19 protein-coding genes are annotated in these 23,165 nt (G+C 65.2%); 10 read left to right on the top strand and 9 right to left on the bottom strand.

Going from position 1 to position 23,165, the window contains the following annotated elements; all coding sequences use genetic code 11:
• Nucleotides 1-29 precede the first annotated feature (29 nt).
• Both CIT39_RS02265 and CIT39_RS02260 read right to left on the bottom strand, forming a co-directional pair.
• Nucleotides 30-1,310, bottom strand: a complete 1,281-nt coding sequence (locus CIT39_RS02265; protein WP_094973856.1) for a Spy/CpxP family protein refolding chaperone — start codon at nucleotides 1,308-1,310, stop codon at nucleotides 30-32.
• A gap of 192 nt (nucleotides 1,311-1,502) precedes the next feature.
• A complete protein-coding gene (locus CIT39_RS02260) occupies nucleotides 1,503-2,561 on the bottom strand; it encodes a LysM peptidoglycan-binding domain-containing protein (RefSeq protein ID WP_094973855.1) in 1,059 nt (352 codons plus the stop codon).
• Nucleotides 2,562-2,743: 182 nt separating this feature from the next.
• Here CIT39_RS02260 and CIT39_RS02255 point away from each other — a divergent pair, with 182 nt between their 5' ends.
• A complete protein-coding gene (locus CIT39_RS02255) occupies nucleotides 2,744-3,436 on the top strand; it encodes a hypothetical protein (protein WP_094973854.1) in 693 nt (230 codons plus the stop codon).
• A 240-nt stretch (nucleotides 3,437-3,676) separates the two neighbouring features.
• Nucleotides 3,677-6,340, top strand: a complete 2,664-nt coding sequence (locus CIT39_RS02250; protein WP_094973853.1) for a bifunctional diguanylate cyclase/phosphodiesterase — start codon at nucleotides 3,677-3,679, stop codon at nucleotides 6,338-6,340.
• Between the two features lie 51 nt (nucleotides 6,341-6,391).
• On the opposite strand, the gene CIT39_RS02245 is transcribed toward CIT39_RS02250, so the two are convergent.
• Nucleotides 6,392-6,910 carry a helix-turn-helix domain-containing protein gene (locus CIT39_RS02245; protein WP_244607498.1) on the bottom strand — a complete coding sequence of 173 codons (519 nt, stop codon included), beginning with the start codon at nucleotides 6,908-6,910 and terminating at the stop codon, nucleotides 6,392-6,394.
• A gap of 721 nt (nucleotides 6,911-7,631) precedes the next feature.
• Nucleotides 7,632-7,808 carry a hypothetical protein gene (locus CIT39_RS02240; RefSeq protein ID WP_155526039.1) on the bottom strand — a complete coding sequence of 59 codons (177 nt, stop codon included), beginning with the start codon at nucleotides 7,806-7,808 and terminating at the stop codon, nucleotides 7,632-7,634.
• 291 nt (nucleotides 7,809-8,099) lie between these two features.
• Here CIT39_RS02240 and CIT39_RS02235 point away from each other — a divergent pair, with 291 nt between their 5' ends.
• Both CIT39_RS02235 and CIT39_RS02230 read left to right on the top strand, forming a co-directional pair.
• On the top strand, nucleotides 8,100-9,242 hold the full coding sequence (locus CIT39_RS02235; RefSeq protein WP_094973852.1) for a lactonase family protein: 1,143 nt from the start codon (nucleotides 8,100-8,102) through the stop codon (nucleotides 9,240-9,242).
• 70 nt (nucleotides 9,243-9,312) lie between these two features.
• On the top strand, nucleotides 9,313-9,483 hold the full coding sequence (locus CIT39_RS02230; protein ID WP_247771819.1) for a hypothetical protein: 171 nt from the start codon (nucleotides 9,313-9,315) through the stop codon (nucleotides 9,481-9,483).
• An 8-nt stretch (nucleotides 9,484-9,491) separates the two neighbouring features.
• On the opposite strand, the gene CIT39_RS02225 is transcribed toward CIT39_RS02230, so the two are convergent.
• The gene (locus CIT39_RS02225; protein ID WP_094973851.1) at nucleotides 9,492-10,103 is read right to left on the bottom strand and encodes a PAS domain-containing protein; all 612 of its coding nucleotides are present in this window, start codon (nucleotides 10,101-10,103) and stop codon (nucleotides 9,492-9,494) included.
• Between the two features lie 289 nt (nucleotides 10,104-10,392).
• Between CIT39_RS02225 and CIT39_RS02220 the strand changes: the two genes are divergently transcribed.
• Entirely contained in the window at nucleotides 10,393-11,280 is an 888-nt protein-coding gene (locus CIT39_RS02220; protein WP_162308850.1) for an efflux RND transporter periplasmic adaptor subunit, read from the top strand.
• Nucleotides 11,281-11,443: 163 nt separating this feature from the next.
• On the opposite strand, the gene CIT39_RS02215 is transcribed toward CIT39_RS02220, so the two are convergent.
• Nucleotides 11,444-12,292: a caspase family protein gene (locus CIT39_RS02215; protein ID WP_094973849.1), complete on the bottom strand. Its 849-nt coding sequence runs from the start codon at nucleotides 12,290-12,292 to the stop codon at nucleotides 11,444-11,446.
• Between the two features lie 430 nt (nucleotides 12,293-12,722).
• On the opposite strand from CIT39_RS02215, the gene CIT39_RS02210 reads away from it, so the two are divergent.
• From CIT39_RS02210 to CIT39_RS02200, 3 genes are all read left to right on the top strand, one after another.
• A complete protein-coding gene (locus CIT39_RS02210) occupies nucleotides 12,723-14,450 on the top strand; it encodes a hypothetical protein (protein WP_094973848.1) in 1,728 nt (575 codons plus the stop codon).
• A gap of 186 nt (nucleotides 14,451-14,636) precedes the next feature.
• The gene (locus CIT39_RS02205) at nucleotides 14,637-15,362 is read left to right on the top strand and encodes a thermonuclease family protein (protein ID WP_094973847.1); all 726 of its coding nucleotides are present in this window, start codon (nucleotides 14,637-14,639) and stop codon (nucleotides 15,360-15,362) included.
• Nucleotides 15,363-15,469: 107 nt separating this feature from the next.
• A complete protein-coding gene (locus CIT39_RS02200) occupies nucleotides 15,470-16,657 on the top strand; it encodes a pyridoxal-phosphate-dependent aminotransferase family protein (RefSeq protein WP_094973846.1) in 1,188 nt (395 codons plus the stop codon).
• Between the two features lie 160 nt (nucleotides 16,658-16,817).
• Here the strand turns inward: CIT39_RS02200 and CIT39_RS02195 are convergent, their stop codons facing one another.
• Both CIT39_RS02195 and CIT39_RS02190 read right to left on the bottom strand, forming a co-directional pair.
• Nucleotides 16,818-17,924 (bottom strand): hypothetical protein, encoded by a 1,107-nt coding sequence (locus CIT39_RS02195; protein ID WP_094973845.1) that lies wholly within the window; start codon nucleotides 17,922-17,924, stop codon nucleotides 16,818-16,820.
• Nucleotides 17,924-19,360, bottom strand: a complete 1,437-nt coding sequence (locus CIT39_RS02190; protein ID WP_094973844.1) for an MBOAT family O-acyltransferase — start codon at nucleotides 19,358-19,360, stop codon at nucleotides 17,924-17,926. Before CIT39_RS02190 ends, CIT39_RS02195 begins: the two co-directional genes overlap by 1 nt.
• Before the next feature lie 252 nt (nucleotides 19,361-19,612).
• Between CIT39_RS02190 and CIT39_RS02185 the strand changes: the two genes are divergently transcribed.
• Nucleotides 19,613-21,712, top strand: a complete 2,100-nt coding sequence (locus tag CIT39_RS02185) for a S9 family peptidase (RefSeq protein WP_094973843.1) — start codon at nucleotides 19,613-19,615, stop codon at nucleotides 21,710-21,712.
• A gap of 38 nt (nucleotides 21,713-21,750) precedes the next feature.
• Nucleotides 21,751-22,311 (top strand): flavin reductase family protein, encoded by a 561-nt coding sequence (locus tag CIT39_RS02180; RefSeq protein ID WP_094973842.1) that lies wholly within the window; start codon nucleotides 21,751-21,753, stop codon nucleotides 22,309-22,311.
• Nucleotides 22,312-22,331: 20 nt separating this feature from the next.
• Here CIT39_RS02180 and CIT39_RS02175 read toward each other — a convergent pair whose 3' ends face one another.
• Nucleotides 22,332-23,051 (bottom strand): ribonuclease activity regulator RraA, encoded by a 720-nt coding sequence (locus CIT39_RS02175; RefSeq protein WP_094973841.1) that lies wholly within the window; start codon nucleotides 23,049-23,051, stop codon nucleotides 22,332-22,334.
• Nucleotides 23,052-23,165: the final 114 nt, after the last annotated feature.

Genomic DNA, 23,165 nt, shown 5'->3' with positions numbered 1-23,165 from the left:
TTCAGGTGAGGCGCCGTTGCCGTCGCGCCTCACGCTCCCCGCTTCGGTCCGATCGCCTCGAAGCCGGCCTTCTGCTCGTCACTCAGGTCGGCCTCGAAATCGTCGAGCGCATCAGCGACGCCGTTCACGGCCTGCAGCATCGTCTCCAGCCGCGCTTTCACGGCGGTGAGGCGGGCCTGCGGGGTCTCCGGCGTCTGTGACGGACAGGCGCTGAGCGTTTGCATGGTGCGTAGGGCGGTGTCCTGGAGCACTTCGAAGCGAGCGCGGGCGGTGTCGTCGAGGCGGAGCGTGGTGGCGATGTCGTTCGCCGGCCATTGCTGCTGCACCAGCTGCTCGTATTGACGCTGCAGCTTTTCGTCATAGCGGGGATCGCTGTCGGGGTCGCAGGCGCTCGACGCCTTGGCGTCCTTGCTCACATCCTTGCGCTGCATGGCCGCGAGAGCGACGCGGCGGCCCTTGCCGAGCGCTTCGAACTTTGCCTTCTGATCGTCGTCGAGCAGGTCGGTGAATTTGGCCAGCGGCGGCGCGACCGCGTCGATGGCCTTGATCATGGCCTCGAGCCGCTCGCGCATCAGGCCGAGGCGGTCCGCGGCCGTAGTGGGGACCTGTGCCGGGCAGGCCGCGCGAATGGTGTCGCGCGCGGCATTCCAGGCCGATGCGAGCTCGTCGAGCGCGGTGCGCTGCAGTTCGTTCGGCTGCACCGCCTCTGCGATGCGTTCGACGGGCAGGCCGCCGGTGTCGCTGGCGTCGCAGAGTGTCTCCGCGGTCGGGACGCGCCGGCCGCGCCGGCCTTGCGATGCCGTGTAGGCCGCGAGCTCGGTCGCAGCATAGGGCGCGAAGATCGCGGCATAGATGTCGCCATAGCCGTAGAGCGAGAGGCTGGTCGCATCGCCGAGGACGACGGCATTGGTGAGGTCGTCATGCGCGAACGGCCAGAACACCGGGCCGACCCAGCCATAGTTGCCATCCGGATGACGCCACCAGCCTTGCGTGCGGCGGCCGCCGTGCCAGCCCGCAAGTGCAGCTTGCGCCGTGAGCGCAGCGCGCAGAACGTAAGGATTGGCAGGCTGCCCGCGCTCTGCGCCGCGCGGATCTTGTGACCTCAGCGCGGCGGAGCGGTATCGGCTGCTTCGCACCGCCATGCGGGAATGGCGCAGGCGCGACAGGCCCATCATGTGGCCGACGGCGAAGCGCGCGACGCCGAGCGGGCCGCCGCGCAGTCCGAATTGCGCCTCGGCTCTCGCAGGCAACAGCACCGCCGCGATCAGGACGGTCGCGCCCGCCAGCGCCAGTCCCATGCGTCCCGACATGACCGCTGACCTGACCAATTCGGCCTCCTCCCAGCTGCCCACGCGCGCACTGCGCCGTATCGGGATGACTCGCGAGGGAACCGATCGTTCCGAAAGGACACAGGGCAAAGCGTCGCGGGCGTCTGGAAAGATCGCCGCGGCGAAGCTCTCTCAAACGCGGCCGCCCCCAGTAAGACGGGAAGGAAGACGCCCTCACTCCGCCTTTTGCGGCATCACGAAGGTCTGGCCGGGGTAGATCAGATTGGGATTGTGGATCTTGTCGCGGTTGGCCTTGAAGATCACGGCATAGCGGGCGCCGTCGCCATAGGCGAGCCGGCTGAGTGCCCACAGGCTGTCACCGCGGGAGATCACCCGGCTGCCTGTCTCCGCCGGGGCGGCATTGAGGATTTCCGCGGGCGAGGCGGATGCAACCGTCGTCGCCGCCGGCGCCCGCGCCATCACCCGGGGTTTCGGCGCGCCGACTGGCCTCGGCCGCGCCGCGGGCCTGTCGGAGGCCGAGGCGAGATGCGACGAGGCCGACGGCAGGGACGCCACGACATCCGATTTGTCGTCCGGCTTCTCGGCCTGCTTCGGCTCTTGCCTTGCAACGGGTGCCGGGCGCGCGGGCGGCGGCGCCGCCTCGGCGATGGTGACCGGCATGGTCCGGCCCGACTGCGTGACCGTGCCATCCGGCGCCCTGGCCCGCAGCGTCAATTCATAGGAACCGGCGGGAAGCTGCGGCGGGGTCATCACGAACTGACCCGAGGCGTCGGCAGTCACGGTATCGAGTGGCTTGCCGTCGCGCAGCAGCTCGACCTTGGCACCCGGCACGGCACGGCCCGCAATGACAGCCGCCTCGCCGTGATCGTCGACGCGGGCGACGTCGAAACGGGGGCCGGTGTCCGCGACCGCTGCCGGCGGCTTGGCCGGTGCGAGGTCGGGCAGCGCCGTGACCTGTTTCTGGATCTCGGCCAGCGCACCTGGCTCGGGCTTGGGCTCGGGCGCAGGGACCGCCGCCGGCGCGGATACAGGCGCAGACGGCGTAACGGCGGCCAGCTTCGGCTGGTCCGGCTTCAGGTCAGCCTTGAGGTCAGGCTTGAGGTCAGCCTTGGCCTCAGCCTTGGCCTCGACCTTGGCTTCTGGCTTGGCGGCAACAGCGGTCTTGGTCCCGTCCGACAGCAGGCGTCGCAGCTCGGTCGGACCGATCACCAGAACCGTGCCGGCCATCGCGAGCAGGCAGAAAGCAATGAAGGCCTTGGATGCGGTCATCATCGGAAAAGAACCTTGGGTGGCAAATCAACCGAGGGCGGCAAGGTGCGCCGAATTGGCTGCGGCATCAAGACGGTCGATGGGATGATAGCCCGCCCTGGCGCCTATCAAGGATGAACCGGCACCACGGCGCCGGCGTCAAATCATGCGAGGCCGCATCGCGGCATTCTTTAAGGAATTTTCCTGTGACCGCATTTCGCCGTCCTGACTGGTGGCTGGCGCTTGCCCTGACGCTCGCCGCCGCCCCTGCCCTTGCGGCCTCCGGCCCGCCGTCCGGCTTCGTCCTCTCCGATGATGCCGAGCTCGCCTTCACCTCGCCGGACAAGACCGTCAGGCTCGAGCAATACATGAAGGATAGCGGGGATTTCGACATCAAATGGCAGGCCTGGGCGCGGCACGGCGAGCAGATGACGGAGCTGAAGCCCGAGCAGGGGTATCCCTCGGGCTTCCGCTTCACCAGCGACTCGCAATGGCTGGTGCGGATGCAGAAGACCGGCTCCGGCGAGCAGGATCTGTTTCTCTATCACGTCGAAAACGGCGCCTTCGTCAGCGCGACCAAGAAATCACTCGGCGATCTCGCCTGGGCCTATTTCCACAGCCGTCCCGACACCAGGAAGATGAAGCTCGACTACCACATCTCGGCCAATCTGATGAAAGGCACCGAAACCGCCTATCGCTGGCTCGGCGTCGACTGGCCCGACAACCGCTATTTGCTGATCTCGCTGTCGGGCGAAATGGACAAGCATCCGAAGAACGTCGCCGTGAAGGGGCTGGCCGACTGGAAATGCCGCTATGACCTCAAGACCGGCCAGTTCGATGTCCCCGAGATGTTCGCCAAGGGCAATGCGGAAGCGCAGAACTGGGAGATCAAGCGGTGAAAACTGCACCGCGATCGTCATGCCCGGGCTTGTCCCGGGCATCCACGTTCTTTGTGCCGCGACAAAAGACGTGGATGGCCGGGACGAAGCCCGGCCATGACGCTGCGGAGGCTTTGGTGCCCAACAAAACTCCGCGCCGGAACCAACCCACTGATTCCACTCCGATTCATAGTTCCTTAACCTTCGCTGGTAACGGGGTCTTGTCGGTTTTGCTGCACCTTGCGTCCACGGGAGGGCTGCATGGGCACATCGATCCGATGGACCGCACGCATGCGCGCGTTGCTCCGTCGCTGGCGGGGAGCGCCACTGACATGGCTGATCGCGGGCGGCTTCGTGCTGATGGTCGCAATGGCCATCGGCACCGCGCTGACCGTCGACCGCTTCAGGCAGAACGCGATCGAGAGCGGCCGCGACAGCCTTGAAAGCTCCGTGCGCCTGCTGGCCCGGCATTTCGACCGCGAGTTCGAGGATTTCGCGGTGCTGCAGAAGAGCATCCTCGCCGAACTTGAGAGTCACGGCATCGAATCCGCCGACATATTTCGCAGCGAGATGGGCACGCTGGCGATGCACGAGGTGATGCGTGCAAAAGCCAGCGGCTGGTCCGACGTCGCCGGCGCAAATCTGTTCGATTCCAGCGGCATGCTGATCAACTCGTCGCGCCGCTGGCCGGTCGCCGATATCTCGGTCGCCGACCGTGGCTACTTCAACCGCCTCAGGAACGATCCTGCCGCGCAGGAAGAGGTCGAGGTCGTCCCCGGCCGGCTCGGCAACGGACCGGCGATCGTGTTCGCCCGGCGCGTGTCCGGCCCGCATGGCGAATTTCTCGGGGTGATCTCGCGCGCGATCACGCCCGACCAACTCGAATCCTTTTTCGCCTCGACCGGGCTCGGCGAGGACTCCTCCATCGCGATGCACCACCAGAACGGCCAATTGCTGGCGCGCGTTCCGCGTGTCGATGCGATGATCGGCCAGAACTTTCGCAAGGGCACGCCGGAGCAGATGGCGGTGTTCGAGCGCACCTTCGTCACGATGCAGCTCGCCAGCCCGATGGACGGCAAGGACCGCATCGTCGCCTCGCGCATGTTGACCGGCGAGCCGCTGGTCGTGGTCGCGACCAAGTCGCTCGATGCGACGCTCGCCACATGGCATACGCAGACGAAATTCTTCGTCACCATCGCCGTGCTCTCGATCGGCCTGCTGGTGCTGACGCTGTTCCTGATCTTCCGCCAGGTCACACACCGGCTCTCGCTGGAAAAGCAGCGGCTCGACACCGCGATGAACACGATGACGCAAGGGCTGCTGATGTTCGATCAGGACCAACGACTGATCGTCTGCAATAGCCGCTACATCGAGATGTACGGCCTGTCCCCCGCAGTGGTGAAGTCCGGCGCCGATTTCCGCGACGTGATCCGGCACCGCCATGACACCGGCTCGTTCCACGGCGACGTCGAGGTCTATTGCGACGACATTCTGAGCCATGTCGGACGCACCCAGAGCTCCATCGTCGAGACCGCGGACGGCCGCCTGATCGAGATCAAGAACCAGCCCGGCGCCGCCGGCGGCTGGCTTGCGACCCATGACGACGTCACGGCGCGCATCCGCGCCGACGAGCGCATCGCGCATATGGCGCATTACGACGCGCTGACCGACCTGCCCAACCGCGTGCTGCTACGCGGCCATCTGGAGCGGCGCGTCGCCGAGCTCAGCCAGGGCAAGCCGTTCGCCATCCTCTATATCGACGTCGACGAGTTCAAGGGCGTCAACGACTCGCTGGGACATGAGGTCGGCGACGAATTGCTGCGGCAGGTGGCGAACCGCCTGCGCGCCTGCGTTTCCGGCAACGACCTCGTCGCGCGGCTCGGCGGCGACGAGTTCGCCATCGTCAAGGCCGCGACCTGCGATCCGGCCGAGCTGTCGGCACTGGCGGAAGAAATCCTCAAGGCGTTGCGTACGCCGGTGGATTGCAAGGGCCTGGACATCCCGACCGATGCCAGCATCGGCATCGCGATCGCGCCCGATCACGGCGACAATCTCGACGATTTGCTCAAGCGCGCCGATCTCGCGATGTATGCGGCGAAGTCGGAGGGGCGCCGCACCTACCGCATCTTCACGCCCGAATACGACGCCAAGGCGCGGCTGCGCCGTCAGCTCGAGCTCGATCTGCGCCAGGCGCTGGCTCGCGGCGAGTTCGAGGTGCACTACCAGCCGCTGGTCGATCTCGCGGCCAATGTCGTCACCGGCTGCGAAGCGCTGCTGCGCTGGCGCCATCCCGAGCGCGGCATGGTCTCGCCCGCGGACTTCATTCCCGTCGCCGAAGACACCGGGCTGATCGGCGAGATCGGCGAATGGGTGCTGAAGCAGGCCTGCCATGAAGCCGCCTCCTGGCCCGACCAGATTCACATCGCCGTCAACGTTTCGCCGGTGCAGTTCCGCTCGCGGACGCTGGCGCTCAAGGTCGCCGCCGCGCTCGCGGAGTCGGGACTCGCGCCCGGACGGCTCGAGCTCGAGATCACCGAGACCGTGCTGATCCGCGACGACGAGGAGGCGCTGACGATCCTGCAGCAATTGCGTGAGCTCGGCGTGCGCATCGCGCTCGACGATTTCGGCACCGGCTATTCGTCGCTGAGCTATCTGCACCGCTTCCCGTTCGACAAGATCAAGATCGACCGCAGCTTCATCAGTGACATCGGTCAGTCCGAAGATTCATCGCCGATCGTGCAGGCGGTGGTGCACATGGCCGCCGCGCGCCACATGGCGACGACCGCCGAGGGCGTCGAGACCGAAGCCCAGCGCGAGGTGCTGCGCCAGCTCGGATGCAGCCAGATGCAGGGCTGGCTGTTCAGCCCGGCCGTGCCGGCGGCGAAGCTGAAGCAGTTGCTGGCCGCGCAGGCGGCGGCGGCTTAACGCGGCGACGCTCCCTCGTCGGCCAGGTGTCCAGGCCTTCGCGTGCAGACTCTAGGAGTCGTATCGGCTAAGTTCCTCACGATTCAGCAGCGAGAGCCGCCGTTGTGTCGTCCCAACGAAGCGCAAGAGCCCGGCGTCGCGAAGGATAGAGATCTCGCGCGACACGGTTTCGAGCGTCAGTCCAAGGTAGTCGCCAATGTCACGACGACTCATTGGCAACTCCATCACATCGGGGCGGAACTGGCGCTCGTCCATTTCGAGAAGGAAGGCAGCAACTTTCTCTAGCGCTGTCTTCCGCCTCAGAAGCAACATGTGGCTTTCAGCATCCTGCAAATTCTGGGTGACCAGCCGGATAAGCTTGGTCGTGCCGCCTGCCTGATCAGCCATGCTGCAAAGCAAGGCACGCTGTCTGACAATCCGCACTTTGGTTTCGACGAGAGCTTCTGCGGAAAAGCGGTGGGATTTGCCGTTCTCGAAACCGAACATGTCGCCGGGCAAATGGAACGAGTTGATCTGGCGGCGACCGTCCGAGAGCAGCCGGTAGGTTCGCACCGCTCCGGAGACGATCATAGACGTACTCCGGCTCGTCTCCTTCGCCAAACACCTCGGTACCCCTGCGATACTTGAACTCGCTGGATGAGACGCGGTCTCCTGCCAAAGCCGCCAAATGCCCATCGTTCAAGCGACGCCCTGTTTCGTTAGTCCTGATGAGCATCGCAACGCCACCCGGAAATGTTAACGTAGGGAGACGGCGGCGGCCGGAATTGAGCCAGCGCAAATCGAGCCGAACCTCCCTAGTCGCCCCGGGGGCACGCGCGAAAGAGCTTTGCGGCGCACAAAGAGTAAGCCGCCAGTCTTGGGGAAGTTGACGGCTCAGCTTAGGAAACGGCGCAGCTGGGCTACGCGCTGTCCTCGTGCTCGCTTCCCGAAGCCGGAGGGAAACGCTAACTCACCATACCGATCCTCACCCTCGCTGCCCGCTGCCTGGCTCCGAAAATTTAGGATCGAACCTTTGATGCCCGGCAGCATGACGTAAACCGAGACCTCACTGCGAAGTCGGGACGTTCACACCTACCGCCTGTCGGCCTGCACTTCGACAAACTCGGAATCGGGGTGGCTCACGATGGTGGCGACCATGATGCCGCTGATGATCAGCGACCAGGCGGTGTTCCAATAAATCCAAAACACGAGCCAGCCTCCGTTTCCATCTGTCACGCCTGCGGGGACGGGTAACGACACGGCAATGCCGCCGTTCCCAACACGAGGCGCGGCACGACCGCGCGGCAAGACGCTATTTTGGTTTGGTCGGCGGCGAGGCGCGATCGGTTTGGCCGGTGTGGCGCTTTGCCACGACGTCCTCATCGCGCTCGCCTTCGCGCGGCCGAGGCGGCGGCTCGGGCTGGCCGGCTTGACCGCCATGCTTGCCGCCCATGTCGGGCTTGCCTTCGAGATCGTTTTCACTGGGCATGCCGGTTCAATGCGCTCGCGCACCATTGGTTCACAGCCGCATCGGCTGTTTTCGCCCTGTGTACGGACTCATGGGATCGCCGTCCTTTGCAGTGCGGGATGACTGGCGCGCGCCAGCGCGGCGCAATGCATCTGTCCTCCTGCTCGGCAGCAGTGCGGCAGCCCATCCCGGCGCGACCGATACAATTTCGGCATCGATTGATCCCAATTGGAATTTGGTGCGACGGCGCGCCGCCCGCTAACCTCCTGGGCAAAACGACAAGGCCGCGACCGGCCCGCGAGGAGGAGCCCCATGTTGAGACCGACCCGACGACGCATAGCATCCAAAGCGCCACGCGCTGCGATCGCCACCACCCTCACCTTCCTCGCCCTCGTTTCTGGAGTCCGCGCCGGCATGGCCGAGACCTTCGCCTATGTCGGCAACGCCGACAGCAACGACATCAGCGTGTTCAAGATGGATGACAGCGGCGAGATGATTCCGGTGCAGACCGCCGCCTTCAAGGGCGTCGACAAGCCCGGCTCCTCGACGCCGCTCGCGATCACGCCCGACCACCGCGTGCTGATTGCCGGTGTCCGCTCACAGCCGTATCTCGCGGTGAGCTTTGCGATCGATCCCGGGACGGGTCAGCTCAGCCCCATCGGCAACGGACCGCTCGCCGACAGCATGGCGAACATCGCCGTCGACCGCGGCGGAAAATTCCTGTTCAGCGCCTCCTATGGCGGCAACAAGGTCGCGCTGAATCCGCTTGCCGGAAATGGCGTCGCCGGCGAGCCGAAGCAGGTGATCCCGACCGGGCTGAACGCCCACGCCTTCCTGCCCTCGCCCGACAACCGCTTCGTATTCGCGACCAATCTCGGCTCGGACCAGGTGCTGGCCTTCGCGTTCGATGCCACAGCCGGCACGCTGACGCCGAACGATCCGCCGGCTCACAAGGTGCCGGAAAAATCCGGGCCGCGGCACTTTGTATTCCACCCCAATGGCAAATTCGTCTATCTCGTCCACGAGCTGAACGGCGACGTCGCTGCATTCAGCTATGAAGCCAAGAGCGGCGCCTGGGACGAGATCCAGCGCACCACCGCGCTGCCGGACGGCTTCAATGAGAAAGAGGCTGGCAAGAAGCCTTGGGCCGCCGACATCCACATCACCCCGGACGGCCGCTTCCTGTACGCCTCCGAGCGCACCACCAACACGCTCACCGCCTACAAGGTCGATGCCGCCAGCGGCAAGCTGACCACGATCGGCAGCGTGCCGACCGAGAAGCAGCCGCGCGGCTTCCAGATCGATCCGACGGGGCGCTACCTCGCCGCGGTCGGCGAGCTCTCCGACAGCATGACGGTGTATGCGATCGACCAGGGCAGCGGCGCGCTGGCCAGGCTGAAATCCTACCCCACCGGCAAGAAGCCGAACTGGGTGGAGTTCCTGAAACTGCCGTGACGGGCACCGCCGCCGACCTACGTAAACATCCGTAATTTCGTTGGCCGCACCTTGGCTTCATATCTCGCCGATGGACCGTCAGATCGTCTTCAAATGCCCGCAGACCGGGATGAACGTGCAGCATCGGCTCGGCGAGGAGCCGGCCGACCACACCCATGTGTCGGTGTCCTGTCCGGCCTGCACGCGCCTGCATTTGATCGACCGGGCCACCGGCAAGCTGCTGGGCGAGCGCCGCGGCTGACGAGGCGTTTACGGCCGCGCTGCGACCTGCGCGGTGACGTCCTCGACGTGGTGCAGCAGATAAACCAGATGGCCCGTGGTATCGTGGATCGGCGAGTTGATCGGCTGCCAATGACGCTCGACGAAGGTGCCGGCGGGATCCCGGATGTCGTAGCGCTGGATCGCCATGGCATGCGCCCGCCCGGTTTCGCCGACGATCCTCAAGCTGCTGTAGAGATTGCTGACGCCGTCGGCGAGCGGCTCGTCGGGATTATCAGGGAATATCTCGAACAGCGAGCGGCCGACGATGTCGGCGCGGCCGGTCAAGGTCGCGGCTGCATAAGCATCATTGATGTCGACGATCAGCAGGCCCGGCCCGGGGTCCAGCAGCAGGTAAGGATGCGGTGAGGCATCGAATTTCGGCTGGAATTGTTGTCGGATCGTGTCGGCGTCGCCGTGCTGCCGCCGACGCTGTTCGAGCGGCGTCGTATCGGCCCCTGATGCCGCCGAGTTCAGCAGCGCCAACTGGCGCCTGGCCGACGCCAGCAGCGCGCGCACGGTGCTCTGCACCGTCGGGTCGGCCGTTTCGTTGAGCAACCGCTCGAAATGAACGATGTTCTGCTCGCAAACGAACCGCTGCATCCCACCACGACCAAAAGTTGTGCGACCGCGATGCCGCGTCATCTTGATCCTAGTTCAATACAGGCGGCCCGGGCAGATGAGAAGACCGTGAGCCACGGCACTTTGGGAGTAGTGCCGACCACAGCGCGCCGCCCGGGAAAAGCGAACCTGTTCTCCAATCGCGCGACTAATCAAAGACTTGCTGCGACGGCCAGCGGCGGTGTGGCCTTCCTTTTTGAGGCAACGCTGCCATAGTCCGCCGCCCTGCCATCTGCTATCGATTGGAGGCATAGCCCCCGTGGAATTTCCGATGCGTCATTTGCCCCGCGCCGTTGCTCGAAGCCTGTGTCCCGCAGCCATCGCCGGTATGGTCATCCTCGGTCCCTCTCCGGCCGGAGCCGATGACGACGCGCCCAAGGGGCCGGCGGTCACGGTGCTGAAAGTCGCAAAATCCTGCTTCTCCGACATCGTCGAGGCCACCGGCACGATCATCGCGCGGGCGGAGACGTCGGTGCGGCCCGAACGTCCGGGCTTGAAGGTCACCGACGTGCTGGCGGAAGCCGGCGACACCACCACCGCCGGCCAGGTGCTGGCGCGGCTGGCGCTTCCCGAGGGCGGCACGTTGCAGGTCGCCGCGCCGGTGGCGGGCGTGATCGCGACGTCGACCGCCCAGATCGGCAATTTCGCGTCGGCCAAGGGCGAGGCCCTGTTCACCATCGTGGCGCGCAGCGAATACGATCTCGTCGCTCTGGTGGCGACCACCGATATGCGCAAGCTCGCGGTCAATCAGCCGGCGACCGTGCGGATCGCAGGCGCCGGCGACATCGACGGCAAGGTGCGCCGCATCGGCCCGACCGTCGAGCCGAACATCCAGCAGGGCATGGTCTATATCGGCATCTCCTCGCAGAAGCGGCTGCTGCTGAAGGCGAGCGGGCGTGCGCTGATCAAGACCGGGCAGAGCTGCAACGTCGCGGTGCCGCTGACATCAGTGCAATATTCATCCGCCGGCACCGTGGTGCAGGTGATCCGCCGCAACCGCGTCGAGACCAAGCGTGTCGAGGTCGGCTTGATGTCGGGCGGCAATATCGAGGTCCGCGACGGCCTCAATGAGGGCGATGTCGTCGTCGCCCGCGCCGGTGCGTTGCTGCGCGAAGGCGACCCGGTGCGTCCGGTGATGGCCGCGGAAGCGGCGAAGTAGGCTTCCTCGTGTCCCGGACGCGTGCAGCGTGTAACGCTGCTGCGCTGAGCCGAGACCGTTCTCGTCACACAGCGACAGTCAAAAAAACTGGGCCCCGGCTCAGCGTCGCATCATTGCATGATGCGCCGCGTCCGGGGCACGAGAGATCGTTGATTTGAAAAAACTAGCCGCCGGCTGCGTCGAAATGGACGTCTTCGAGCAGCGAGGAGGAGACTGTCGGGACCTGATCGCCTTCGCTGGCGCGGGAGATGGCGACGCGGGTCTTGTTGAAGACGCTCTCGGCGCTGCCCTTCGCACTGAGGTTGTTCAGGAACTCGCTGACCAGCACGCTGTGCTCGCCCTTGCCGTCGTCGACGACCTTGCCGGGCGAGGCCGAGGTGAGGATCAGCGCGTTGTCGGACGCGCTGATCGGCGCGAGGCCGTGGCTGTAGGAGCGGAAGCGGCGCTCGTATGGGTTACGGCGGGAGGCGTCGACGACGACGAGCTTGGCCTTGGCGCCCTGCTCCTTCATCATGTCGATCACGCTATCGATCGAGACGCCCTGGCGGCGGACGTCGCTTTCCTTCCAGATCACGGCATCGACCGGCAGCATGTAGCTCTCGCGTCCGGCCTGCACGCCGTAGCCGCCGAAGAACAGCATGACGACAGTGTCGCGCTTGATCCGGGACTTCAGGCGGTTGACGGCGCGGACCATGTCGTCCTTGGTCGCGTCCTCCACCATGTCGACGTCGAAGCCGTTCTTGCGCAGCGACGAGGACAGCGCGCGGGCGTCGTTGATCGACTGCGTCAGCGGCGCGCTGGCGTCGGGATAATGTCCATTGCCGATGACCAGCGCGAGGCGCGAGGTCTGGCCGATCGAGCCGGTGATCTGGTCGGTCGAGACGGCCTTGGCAGCATCGATCGCACGCATGTTCAGAGCAGCATGGGCGCCGATCACCAGCGAGGCCGTGCCGATCAGGGCGGCGGCCAACGCGATGGTGCGTCGGGAAAGGTCGAGCTGCTTTACATTCATCTCGGTTCGTTTCCTGTGCCAAAGACCAGCCAAGCGCGCGCACACTGTTTGAGTAGCGCGATAGCGTCTTTAGGTTTGAGGGATTGGCCGGGGATGTGCCCCCGAATTGCGCGCAATTTGCGGCGCCGCACCAAACAAACCTTTAACCGCATATAGGGTGGCGGGCAATAGATTGCCCAAAATTTGAGCTAAGCGATTGAACCCGTTGGTTAATTCCCCGCCGCAAATCGTTCCTTTTTTCGCGTCCCCGTAGCCTTCCGGGGGCTCATCATGCAGCCCTCGTGCCGGCTTTTTCTGTGACTTTCATCACATTTGTATTTCCTGCGAATCCGGGTAGCTTTTTCAACGACTTGCTGGGGGTGGCGCGTGGCTGGAGCGCGCTTGGGGCCCCCGGCCAGAACCCGCCCAAGTGCCCGCGACCAGGTATTTCATGAACTTTCATTATTTTGCCGGCGCCGCCTGCCGGGCGCTGCTGGCGCCGAAGGACGGCCCCTCGCTTTACGATGTGTGCGATCCCGTATTGTCGGGGCCAGCCAGCGGCGATCCGCATCTGGCCAAATTCTACAAGACCGCGCTCGGCAATCCCGCGCTGCGGATGCTGCTGCGGCGGGCCGGACTGCCCGAGCTGCGCGACGAGGCCAGGCTGACGGCGCTGCGCCAGGCGCTGGTGCGCGCCCGCGACGAGGCCGAGCCCGATTGGGCAGCGGTCGGCCAGCCGGTCGCCGACCTCGTCGACAGCATTGCGCTCGACCATCCCAAGCCGCCGCCGGCGATGTTCACGGGCTCGGCGCCGCCGGCGGCGCAGATCGACGGCGTCATCCGCGACTGCGCGCAGCATCTGCTCGGCTCCTACCGCAAGAACGGTTTCCTGCCGACCTATGCCGCCTTCAACCTGATCGGCGATCCGGATTTCCGCGGCCGCGAGCTGATCATGGCGCTCACGGGGCTGAACGCCCGCGGCTACAAGAATTCCTCGCTGCTGTTCAACCTCGCCCGTGTCTTCATCGCGCGCTCGCCCGCGCATGCCGTGGTCAATCCGCCCTGGCGAGGGATCGCCGAGCCGATGTGGGAGCCGGTGCAGATCCGGCACCGCTCGGCCTATTACGATGCGTTCTTCATCGAGGCGCTGCTGAGCTATGGCGAGTCCGGGCTCGCCTCGCCGGCCGACAAGATCGCGGCCGAGCGGGCCATCGCCGACATGGTGGATTTCTGCGTCAACATCAGCCGCGAGGAGGTCGAGGGCATCGACGGCGCGCGCTTCAACGTCGTCACCGCGCTGGCGCCGCCGCCGCATCCGCGCTTTTCGCGCTACTTCGCGCAGATCAAGCAGGACCTCGGCTTCGGCATCTACGTGCCGGATTGCGACACCACTGCCTGCTCGATCTCGGCGGCGACGCAGGCCGGCTGCACCGATCCGATCATCGATCAGCCGCTGCTGGATTTCTACGCCGGCTACCAGGTGCGCGCCGGCGTCAATGAACCGCGCGTGACCGTGCCGCTCAACGAGAATATCGACTACGAGGGCGGCGTCGCGACCTGGATCGACAACCTCCGGGGCGAGCGTCCCTACGGCAACGATCTCGATCCGACGCTCAATCTCGACATTCTCGAAGTGAGCTTCCGCAACCTGGCGCGCTGGAAAATCCTGGAGACGCCGGCGCGGCTCGCCACGGTGCACCGCATCATCGGCTTCCAGAAGCGGCTGGCGGCGAGCGGCGCCTTCGCCAATCCGCGCTCGCACATCTATTACCTGCCGGAGCTCTACAGCGCCTATTTCGGCCGCTGCTATGCGGCCTTCCTGGCGCTGCCGCTGGCGGCGCAGGCCGCGATCGACCCGAACGGCGATTTCGACTTCATCCGCCATCGCGTTCTGTCCTACGTCAAGGGCGAGCTGATGGCCGCCGAGATGAACGTGTTCGACGCGGCGCTGGCGCTGATCGCGCTCGGCCATCTCGGCGCCGACCCGCGCGCTTTTGCACCGGCGCTGAACGTGATCGTCGGCGCCATCGGCGAGGGCGGCCGCCGCGGCCCGTTCCGCGCCTATGAGTGGAACAAGATGAAGACGCCGACGCGGATCTTGGTGGGTGGTCCGGAGGTGACGTCCGCTTTCGTCCTGATGGGGCTGGCATTGGCGAAGCGGGCGATGGCGCGGGGGTGAGGCGCTCTCGTGCCCCGGCTCAGCGGAGCGGCGTTGCACGCCGCACCGCGTCCGGGACACGAACCGAGTGACCGCCGCAATGACGGTAAGTTGAAAGCCTCTCTGTTAGGCATAAGCTGGCCCGACGGCCAAAAGCCGACCACAATTGCGCGATCTATCGAAATTGTCCTGAACACGCGGGCCGGCATGTTGCGAAAAGTCCTGATTGCGCTGTCTCTCCTCGCTCTCCCCTCGCTGGCTGAGGCCGCCGACATCACCGGCACGGCAAAGGTCCGCGCCGGCGATGCCGTCGTGATCGGCAACACGCGGATCCGGCTCGGCGGCATCGACGCGCCCGCGGTCGATCAGCTCTGCCTCAACACCAAGGCCGAACGCTGGACCTGCGGCGTCGCGGCGCGCGACGAGCTCGCCAAACACGCTGACGGCAAGAGCTGGGCCTGCCATGCCCGTTCGATCGACCGGCGCGGCCGCACCGTGGCGCGCTGCGAGGTCGGCGGCGAGGACATCCAGAAATGGCTGGTGCGCAGCGGCTGGGCGCTGGCCTACACCCGCCTCTCCAGGGACTACGAGCTCGACGAGGCGGCTGCGCGCGAGGCAAAAGCCGGAATGTGGCAGGGCGCCTTCATCGCGCCCTGGGACTGGCGCGTCCGCAACAAGAAGACTCACATCCTGGGTGCGACCAAGCCACCCGACGGGGCGCATGCGGTGCTGCTCGCCTCGGCGTCGGGACCGGTGGCGCCCTCCCCGGACTGCACCATCAAGGGCAACGTCAACAGCGCCGGAGAGTGCATATTTCACCAGCCGACCAGCCGCTGGTACACCCAGATCAAGATGAAGATCGCCAAGGGCACCCGCTGGTTCTGCTCGGTCGAAGAGGCGGAAGCCGCCGGCTGCCGCGAGACGAAGCGTTAGCCCACCTCAGACCCGCGTTTTGCGTGCTTTTCTTGCACTGCAGCGCAGCGTAAAGATAAAACTCAGCGATCCACCAGCCTGTTCTCAAGAAACAAGGACCAACAGCAATGACCGTTCGCGCGGGCCGGGAATTTCTGGCCATCCCCGGGCCCACCACGATGCCCGACGAGGTGCTGCGGGCAATGCATCGTCCGGCGATCGACATCTATTCCAAGCAGATGACCGATCTGACCGAGAGCCTGCTCAGCGACATCTCGAAACTGTTTGCGACCAAGGGCAAGTCCTACATCTACATCGCCAACGGTCACGGCGCCTGGGAAGCGGCGCTCAGCAACGTGCTGTCGCGCGGCGACAAGGTGCTGGTGCTGGAGAGCGGGCGCTTTGCGATCGGCTGGGGCAATGCGGCAGCGCTGATGGGCGCCGAGGTCGAGGTGCTCAAGGGCGACTGGCGCCGCGCGGTCCGGCCGAGCGAAGTCGAGGAGCGCCTGCGCCGCGACAAGGAGCACACCATCAAGGCCGTCGTCGTGGTCCAGGTCGACACCGCCTCGGGCGTGCAGAACGACATCGAGGCGATCGGCAAGGCGATCAAGGCAGCCGGCCATCCGGCACTGTACATGGTCGATACCGTTGCCTCGCTCGGCTGCATGACATTCGAAATGGACAAATGGGGCATCGACGTCGCGATGTCCGGCTCGCAAAAGGGCCTGATGACGCCGCCCGGCCTCGGCTTCGTCGCCGCCAATGCGCGTGCGCTCGAGGTGCACAAGAAGGCGAACATGTCGACGCCCTATTGGAGCTGGAGCGAGCGCGAGGGCAGCGAGCACTATCGCAAATATGCCGGCACCGCGCCGGTGCATCTGTTGTTCGCGCTGCGCCAGGCGATCGACCTGCTGCACGAGGAAGGGCTGGAGAACGCCTTCCGCCGCCACAGCCTGCTCGGCGAAGCCACGCGCCGCGCGGTCGGCGCATGGTCGGAGGGCCAGGTGCTCGGCTTCAACGTCGCGGAGGCCAGCGAGCGCTCCAACACCGTGACCACGGTGACCATGAGCAACGGCCACGATCCGGCAATCCTGCAGCGCTATTGCAAGGAGAAGTGCGGCGTCGTGCTCGGCACCGGCATCGGCGACCTCTCGGGCCAGGCCTTCCGCATCGCCCATATGGGTCATATCAACGCACCGATGCTGCTCGGCACGCTCGGGGTGATCGAGATCGGCCTCAACGCGCTGAAGATCCCGCACGGCAAGGGCGGGCTCGAAGCCGCAGTGGCGTATCTCGGTGACGAGGTGGCGGCGTAGGAAAGCGGCGCTCGTGCCCCGGCTCTGCGGAGCGGCACTTCGCGCCGCACCGCGTCCGGGACACGAGACCGGGAGTCGATCGCAGTCTCGTAGCCCGGGTGAGCGAAGCGACACCCGGGACTCTAATGCGAGGCCCCGCATGTCGCTTCGCTCATGCGGGCTACGGCAGCCCCGGCACCCGATATACCTCGACCTGCGCCTTCAGCTCATCCAGCGACCTCAGAGGCGCTTTCGGATCGACGCGATACTCCCCGCTCGCCAGCCATTTCAGCACCATCGCGTCCACCACCGGAGAATGGTGGATGACGTCGCCGTAATTGCCGAGCTCGTGCGTCACCGCCTTGATCGCGCGGAAATCGTGGAGGCGGACGTTGGGAAGCTGCGTCAGGCGGGTCGCGATGACGGCCGTGAGATCGGTGACGATCTTCAGCGTCGCCGGCGAGGCATCGCGCATCGCGACGAATTGCAGGATCGAATAGGGCGGGAAGTAGACGTCGAAGATCACGTCGGGGTGGCGCTCGACCAGGGCGACGGCATCGCGCTCGAAATGCCTGACCATGGCGTCATAGCCGTAGCCTTCGCCGAGAAAGCGGCTGCGTACGGGGCTCGTGATGTAGGCGAAGGCGGCGAGCGCCTTCTTCGCATTGTACTCGCGCGCAATGTCGAAATCCCGCGGCAGCGCGTAGATGTCGTCGACATCAGCCAGCGCGAACTTGACGGGAAGAAACGGCGCCGCGCGGGTCAGCGGCCCCTGTAGCGGCGGGACCGAGCGCAGCAGCGCGAACAGGGACTCTTTCGCCATCGCGGCGCTGAACAGATAGGACGCGATGCCCTTCGCTGTTCCGCGGTAGAGATCGACCGAGAGATAAGGATCGGCCTCGATATCGGCGGCATCGACGAAGATGAAATCGTCCATCTCCCAGATCACGCGCCTTGCGCCGCGCGCGATCGCCTGCTCCAGCACGAAGGCCTGCTGGCGCGAGTTGGAGCCGGTCATCGCCAGCTTGAGCGAGCGAACGCCGAGCGCTCGGTCGATATCGCTCTGGCGGAAATGGATCGCGAGCGAGGTGCCCATGAAGGCGGTGTCGAACGACTGGCTGCGGATCAGCCCGGCATTCTGCACGCGCGTGTCGTCGGAATAGAAGGCGGAGCCCGAGGGGCGGAACAACTGCAGGGGATCGACGAAAAGAGTGAGCCCGGCCGCACCGAGCACGAACGCGATGCTCGCGAGCAGAAGGCGCTTGAGACTGGTGAACGTAGCGCGCATCAGAACCGGAAATAGATGAATTCGCTGTGGCTCTGGATGCCCAGGATTCCGAACGCAAGCACCAGCGATGCACCATAGAGAAACAGCGGCCGCATGCGCCCTGCCCGCAAGTTCTCGCCGACCCTGCGGTTAGCGTGATCGTATCCCAGGATGCCTTGCGTGTTCGGCGCCAGCCAGACCAATGCGGCGTAGACGGCGATCATCACCAGCGCCGCGATCTCTTCTCGGCCGAACACGACATTCGAAGGATCCGCCATGGCGTGGAGAACCCGCAACGCCCACGCAACGCTCTCGGCGCGGAAAAAGACCCAGGCGACGACGACGGCGAGGAACGTCAGCACGGCCCCGCCGATGCGAGCCGGGCGCGCAAGAGCCGAGGGGATGGTCGGCACCACCGCATTGAAGGCGTGATTGACGCAGAGATAGGCCCCGTGCAACGCGCCCCAAACGACAAAAGTCCAGGCCGCGCCGTGCCAGAGCCCGCCGAGCAGCATCGTGATCAGCAGGTTGACGTAGCGCAGCACGCGGCCATGGCGGTTGCCGCCGAGCGGAATGTAGAGATAGTCGCGCAGGAATTGCGACAGCGTCACGTGCCAGCGGCGCCAGAACTCGACGATGCTGGTCGCCTTGTAAGGCGAATTGAAGTTCACCGGCAGGAAGATGCCGAACATCAGCGAGATCCCGATCGCCATGTCGGAATAGCCGGAGAAATCGAAATAGAGCTGGAAGGTGTAGGCGAGTGCACCACACCAGGCCTGGTCGAAGCTCGGCGAGCGCGTCTCGAAGGCGAGCGCGACCAGCGGCTGGATTCCGTCGGCAAGGCAGGTCTTCTTGAACAGGCCGATGGCGAAGATGATGACACCGCACAAGATGAGATGTCCGTCCGGACGCTTGGTCTCCTCCCGCTCGAATTGCGGGATCATGTCCTTGTGGTGGAGGATGGGCCCCGCAATCAGATGCGGAAAATAGGTCACGAACAGCGCGTAATGCGGCAGCGCGTAGGCCGCGACCTGGCCGCGATAGGCGTCCACCAGGAACGCGATCTGCGTGAAAGTGTAGAAGGAGATGCCGACCGGCAGCAGGATGTGGACCGCAAAATGCATACCGAGCAGCGCGTTGACGTTCTCGACGGCGAAGCCGGCATATTTGAAGATGCCGAGCACGAGGAGATCGCCGGCGACGCCGAGCGCGAGCGCCGCCTTGCGTCGTGACGGGCCGAGCTTCGCCACGATCAGGAGATGCCCGATGCCGTAATTGAACGCGATCGACAGCACCAGCAGCGCCACGAACTGCCAGCTGCCGATGGCGTAGAAGGCGAGCGAGGCCAGCGCCAGCCAGATCACTGGGGTGAGATTGCTGCGCCGCCCGAGCCAGAAATATCCGGCCAGCACGACCGGGAGGAACAGCAGGATGAACGGGTAGGAATTGAACAGCATCAGGCTGGACCGGCGGCGGGGATTTTGGTCCGTAAAGCATAGAAGCGGCGCATCAACAACCCGGCGACTTGGCGTAGTCCCGCTGGCAATTCGTGCGCTTGTCGCCATATTATGAACGACCCGCCGTCTTCTACGGCCGTCATTGCCGGGCTTGACCCGGCAATCCATCGTTCCGGGAATCGTCTTTGATGGATGCGCGGGTCAAGCCCTCGCATGACGAGATGGGGTTCGGTGAGACGCAACGAGGATCGAGTGACACAAGCCAAAACCCCTTCCCAGCCCCCCGTCGCCCCGCGCCGGCCGCATTCCTTCACGCGGCATGGGATCACCGTGACCGACGACTATGCCTGGTTGAAGGACGCGAAATGGCAGGAGGTGCTGCGCGATCCCAAAGTGCTGGATCCCGACATCCGCAAGTATCTCGACGAGGAGAACGTCTACACCGAGAGCCTGCTCGGCCATACTGCGCCGCTCCAGAAGACGCTGGTGCGCGAGATGCGCGGGCGGATCAAGGAGGACGATTCCAGCGTGCCGTCGCCGGACGGGCCGTACGCCTACTTCCGCAGATTCCGCGAGGGCGGACAGCACGAGCTTTTCGGCCGCATGCCGCGCGAGGGCGGCGACGGCGAGATCGTGCTCGACGGCGACGCGCTTGCCAAGGACCACAAATATTTCAAGTTCGGCGGCAGCCGCCATTCGCACGATCACAAGCTGCAGGCCTGGAGCGCCGACACCAAGGGCTCCGAATATTTCTCGATCCGCGTGCGCGACTGGGCGAGCGGTAAGGATTTCGACGACCTCGTCGAGGAGACCGACGGCGGCGTGGTCTGGGCCGCGGATTGCAAGAGCTTCTTCTATGTCCGGCTCGACGACAACCATCGGCCGATGCAGGTGTGGCGGCACCGGCTCGGCACCAGGCAGGCCGACGACTCGCTCGTCTTTGAAGAGCAGGATGCCGGCTGGTTCACCCATCTGCACGAGAGCACCAGCGGCCGCTTCTGCGTGATCGCGGGCGGCGATCACGAGACTTCGGAGCAGCGGCTGATCGATCTCGCCAACCCCGAGGCGCCGCCGCGGCTGGTCGCGGCGCGCGAGGAAGGCGTGCAATATTCACTCGCCGATCGCGGCGATCAGCTCTTCATCCTCACCAATGCCGATGATGCCATCGATTTCAAGATCGTCACCGCGCCGCTCTCTTCGCCCGAGCGTAACAACTGGCGCGATCTGATCCCGTATCGTCCCGGCATCTACATCATCGACCTCGATCTCTACGCCGGCCATCTGGTGCGGCTGGAGCGCGCCAATGCGCTGCCGTCGATCGTGATCCGCGATCTCGCCTCGAACGAGGAACATGCCATCGCCTTCGACGAGGCCGCCTATTCGCTGGACGCGATGGGCTCCTACGAATTCGAGACGACGAATCTGCGCTTTGCCTATTCGTCGATGACGACGCCGTCGGAAGTCTACGATTACGACATGGTCAAGCGCACCCGCACCTTGCGCAAGCGCCAGGAAATCCCGTCCGGCCATAACGCGGCCGATTACGTCACCACGCGCATCATGGCCAAGGCGCAGGACGGCGCCGAGGTGCCGGTGTCGATCCTCCATCGCCGCGGGCTCAAGCTGGACGGCTCGGCGCCGCTGCTGCTTTACGGCTACGGCTCCTACGGAATGGCGATGCCGGCCTCGTTCAACGCCAACCGCCTCTCGCTGGTCGATCGCGGCTTCGTCTACGCCATCGCGCATATCCGCGGCGGCGCCGACAAGGGCTGGGGCTGGTATCTCGACGGCAAGCGCGAGAAGAAGACGAATTCGTTCGATGATTTCTCAGCCAGCGCCCGCGCGCTGATCGATGCGAACTACACCAGCGCCAGGCGCATCGTCGGCCATGGCGGCTCGGCCGGCGGCATGCTGATGGGCGCGGTGGCGAACCGCGCCGGCGAGTTGTTCGCCGGCATCGTCGCGGAAGTGCCGTTCGTCGACGTGCTCAACACCATGCTCGACGACACGCTGCCGCTGACGCCGCCGGAATGGCCGGAATGGGGCAACCCGATCGAGAGCGAAAAGGATTTTCGTACCATCCTGTCCTACTCGCCCTACGACAACGTCGCCGCGAAGGACTATCCCGCGATCCTGGCGATGGGCGGCCTGACCGATCCGCGCGTCACCTATTGGGAGCCGGCCAAATGGATCGCGCGCCTGCGTGCCACCATGACAGGCGGCGGCCCGGTCCTGCTCCGCACCAACATGGGCGCCGGCCACGGTGGCGCCTCGGGGCGGTTCGACCGGCTGGATGAAGTCGCGATCGTCTATGCGTTCGCGCTGTGGGCGGCGGGCATGGCGGAGGCCTAGCCCCGCCGGCTTTCCTTCGTAGGTGGGATGGAGCGAGCATGCGACGTTACATCAAGCGGGATTTTCCGACCTCGAACGTCCGCCGCTTGCTCGAGCCGGGCCCCATCGTCCTTGTGAGCTCGGCCCACAAGAACGAGACCAACATCATGACGATGGGCTGGCACATGATGATGGAATTCTCGCCGGCGCTGGTGGCCTGCATTATTTCAAGCGCGAACCACAGTTTCGATCTGATCCGCAGGAGTCGCCAATGCGTGATCAATATCCCGACCGCCGACCTCGCGACGACGGTCGTGAAGATCGGCAACAGCTCCGGGCGCGATATCGAGAAGTTCAGCGAATTCGGCCTGACGTCCAAGCCGGGCACGCATGTCCGGGCGCCGCTGATCGATGAGTGCTACGCCAGTTTCGAATGCCAGCTTGCCGACGCCAGCCAGGTGAAAAAGTACAACATGTTCGTCTTCGAGGTGATCAAGGCGCACGTGGCGACGGCACCGAAGCTGCCGAAGACCATCCACTATCGCGGGGACGGCGAATTCATGATCTCCGGCGCCGAGACAGGCAAATACCGCAAGCTGTTCCGGCCCGGAATGCTGTGACCACTCGCGACCGGCGGCTGCTACCGCCCGTTCTTCTTCCGCCATTCCGCGAAGTCGGTGAGCGTCTGCGGATCGGTGGCGGGGTAGAGACCGAAGATGCCGCGGCCCTTGCCGACTTCCTCGGTGACAAAATCCTCGAACGCAGTCATCTCGATGGTCTCGTTGGCGATCTCATCGGCGAGATGCGCGGGGATCACGATGACGCCGTCGCTGTCGCCGAGAACCACGTCGCCGGGAAACACCGGCGCATCGCCGCAGCCGATGGGAACGTTGATCTCGATGGCTTGATGCAGTGTCAGGTTGGTCGGCGCGCTCGGGCGATGGTGATAGGCGGGAATGCCAAGCCTGGCGATCTCGGCGGAATCGCGAAAGCCGCCGTCGGTGACGACACCTGCGACGCCGCGCTTCATCAATCGCGTCACCAGGATCGCGCCAGCCGACGCCGCGCGCGCGTCCTTGCGGCTGTCCATCACCAGCACCGCGCCCGGCGGGCAGTCCTCGACCGCCTTGCGCTGCGGATGGGCGCGGTCCTTGAAGACGTCGATGGTGTTGAGATCCTCGCGCGCCGGCATGTAGCGCAGCGTGAAGGCTTCGCCGACCATGGTCGGCTGGTCGGCGCCGAGCGGGTGCACATCCTGGATCATCTGGATGCGCAGGCCGCGTTTGAACAGAGCGGTGGCGACGGTCGCGGTGGAGACGGATTTGAGCTTGGTGCGGGTGGCTTCGCTGAGTTTTGTCATCTGATACTCTCTCTTTCGTCATTCCGGGGCATCGCGAAGCGATGAGCCCGGAATCCATAACCACGATCGTGAGTATGGATTCCGGGCTCGCGCCAATTGGCGCGCCCCGGAATG

This window comes from Bradyrhizobium symbiodeficiens (assembly GCF_002266465.3).
Taxonomy (GTDB): Bacteria; Pseudomonadota; Alphaproteobacteria; order Rhizobiales; family Xanthobacteraceae; genus Bradyrhizobium; species Bradyrhizobium symbiodeficiens.
The sequence above is the reverse complement of the archived record's forward strand: the minus strand, read 5'-3'. Positions and strand labels throughout refer to the sequence as shown.

Coding starts and splice junctions, on each gene's coding strand:
- CIT39_RS02265 (WP_094973856.1), bottom strand. CDS start 1,310: ATGTCGGGACGCATGGGACTGGCGCTGGCGGGCGCGACCGTCCTGATC.
- CIT39_RS02260 (WP_094973855.1), bottom strand. CDS start 2,561: ATGATGACCGCATCCAAGGCCTTCATTGCTTTCTGCCTGCTCGCGATG.
- CIT39_RS02250 (WP_094973853.1), top strand. CDS start 3,677: ATGGGCACATCGATCCGATGGACCGCACGCATGCGCGCGTTGCTCCGT.
- CIT39_RS02245 (WP_244607498.1), bottom strand. CDS start 6,910: ATGATCGTCTCCGGAGCGGTGCGAACCTACCGGCTGCTCTCGGACGGT.
- CIT39_RS02240 (WP_155526039.1), bottom strand. CDS start 7,808: ATGCCCAGTGAAAACGATCTCGAAGGCAAGCCCGACATGGGCGGCAAG.
- CIT39_RS02235 (WP_094973852.1), top strand. CDS start 8,100: ATGTTGAGACCGACCCGACGACGCATAGCATCCAAAGCGCCACGCGCT.
- CIT39_RS02230 (WP_247771819.1), top strand. CDS start 9,313: ATGGACCGTCAGATCGTCTTCAAATGCCCGCAGACCGGGATGAACGTG.
- CIT39_RS02225 (WP_094973851.1), bottom strand. CDS start 10,103: ATGCAGCGGTTCGTTTGCGAGCAGAACATCGTTCATTTCGAGCGGTTG.
- CIT39_RS02220 (WP_162308850.1), top strand. CDS start 10,393: ATGCGTCATTTGCCCCGCGCCGTTGCTCGAAGCCTGTGTCCCGCAGCC.
- CIT39_RS02215 (WP_094973849.1), bottom strand. CDS start 12,292: ATGAATGTAAAGCAGCTCGACCTTTCCCGACGCACCATCGCGTTGGCC.
- CIT39_RS02210 (WP_094973848.1), top strand. CDS start 12,723: ATGAACTTTCATTATTTTGCCGGCGCCGCCTGCCGGGCGCTGCTGGCG.
- CIT39_RS02205 (WP_094973847.1), top strand. CDS start 14,637: ATGTTGCGAAAAGTCCTGATTGCGCTGTCTCTCCTCGCTCTCCCCTCG.
- CIT39_RS02200 (WP_094973846.1), top strand. CDS start 15,470: ATGACCGTTCGCGCGGGCCGGGAATTTCTGGCCATCCCCGGGCCCACC.
- CIT39_RS02195 (WP_094973845.1), bottom strand. CDS start 17,924: ATGCGCGCTACGTTCACCAGTCTCAAGCGCCTTCTGCTCGCGAGCATC.
- CIT39_RS02190 (WP_094973844.1), bottom strand. CDS start 19,360: ATGCTGTTCAATTCCTACCCGTTCATCCTGCTGTTCCTCCCGGTCGTG.
- CIT39_RS02180 (WP_094973842.1), top strand. CDS start 21,751: ATGCGACGTTACATCAAGCGGGATTTTCCGACCTCGAACGTCCGCCGC.
- CIT39_RS02175 (WP_094973841.1), bottom strand. CDS start 23,051: ATGACAAAACTCAGCGAAGCCACCCGCACCAAGCTCAAATCCGTCTCC.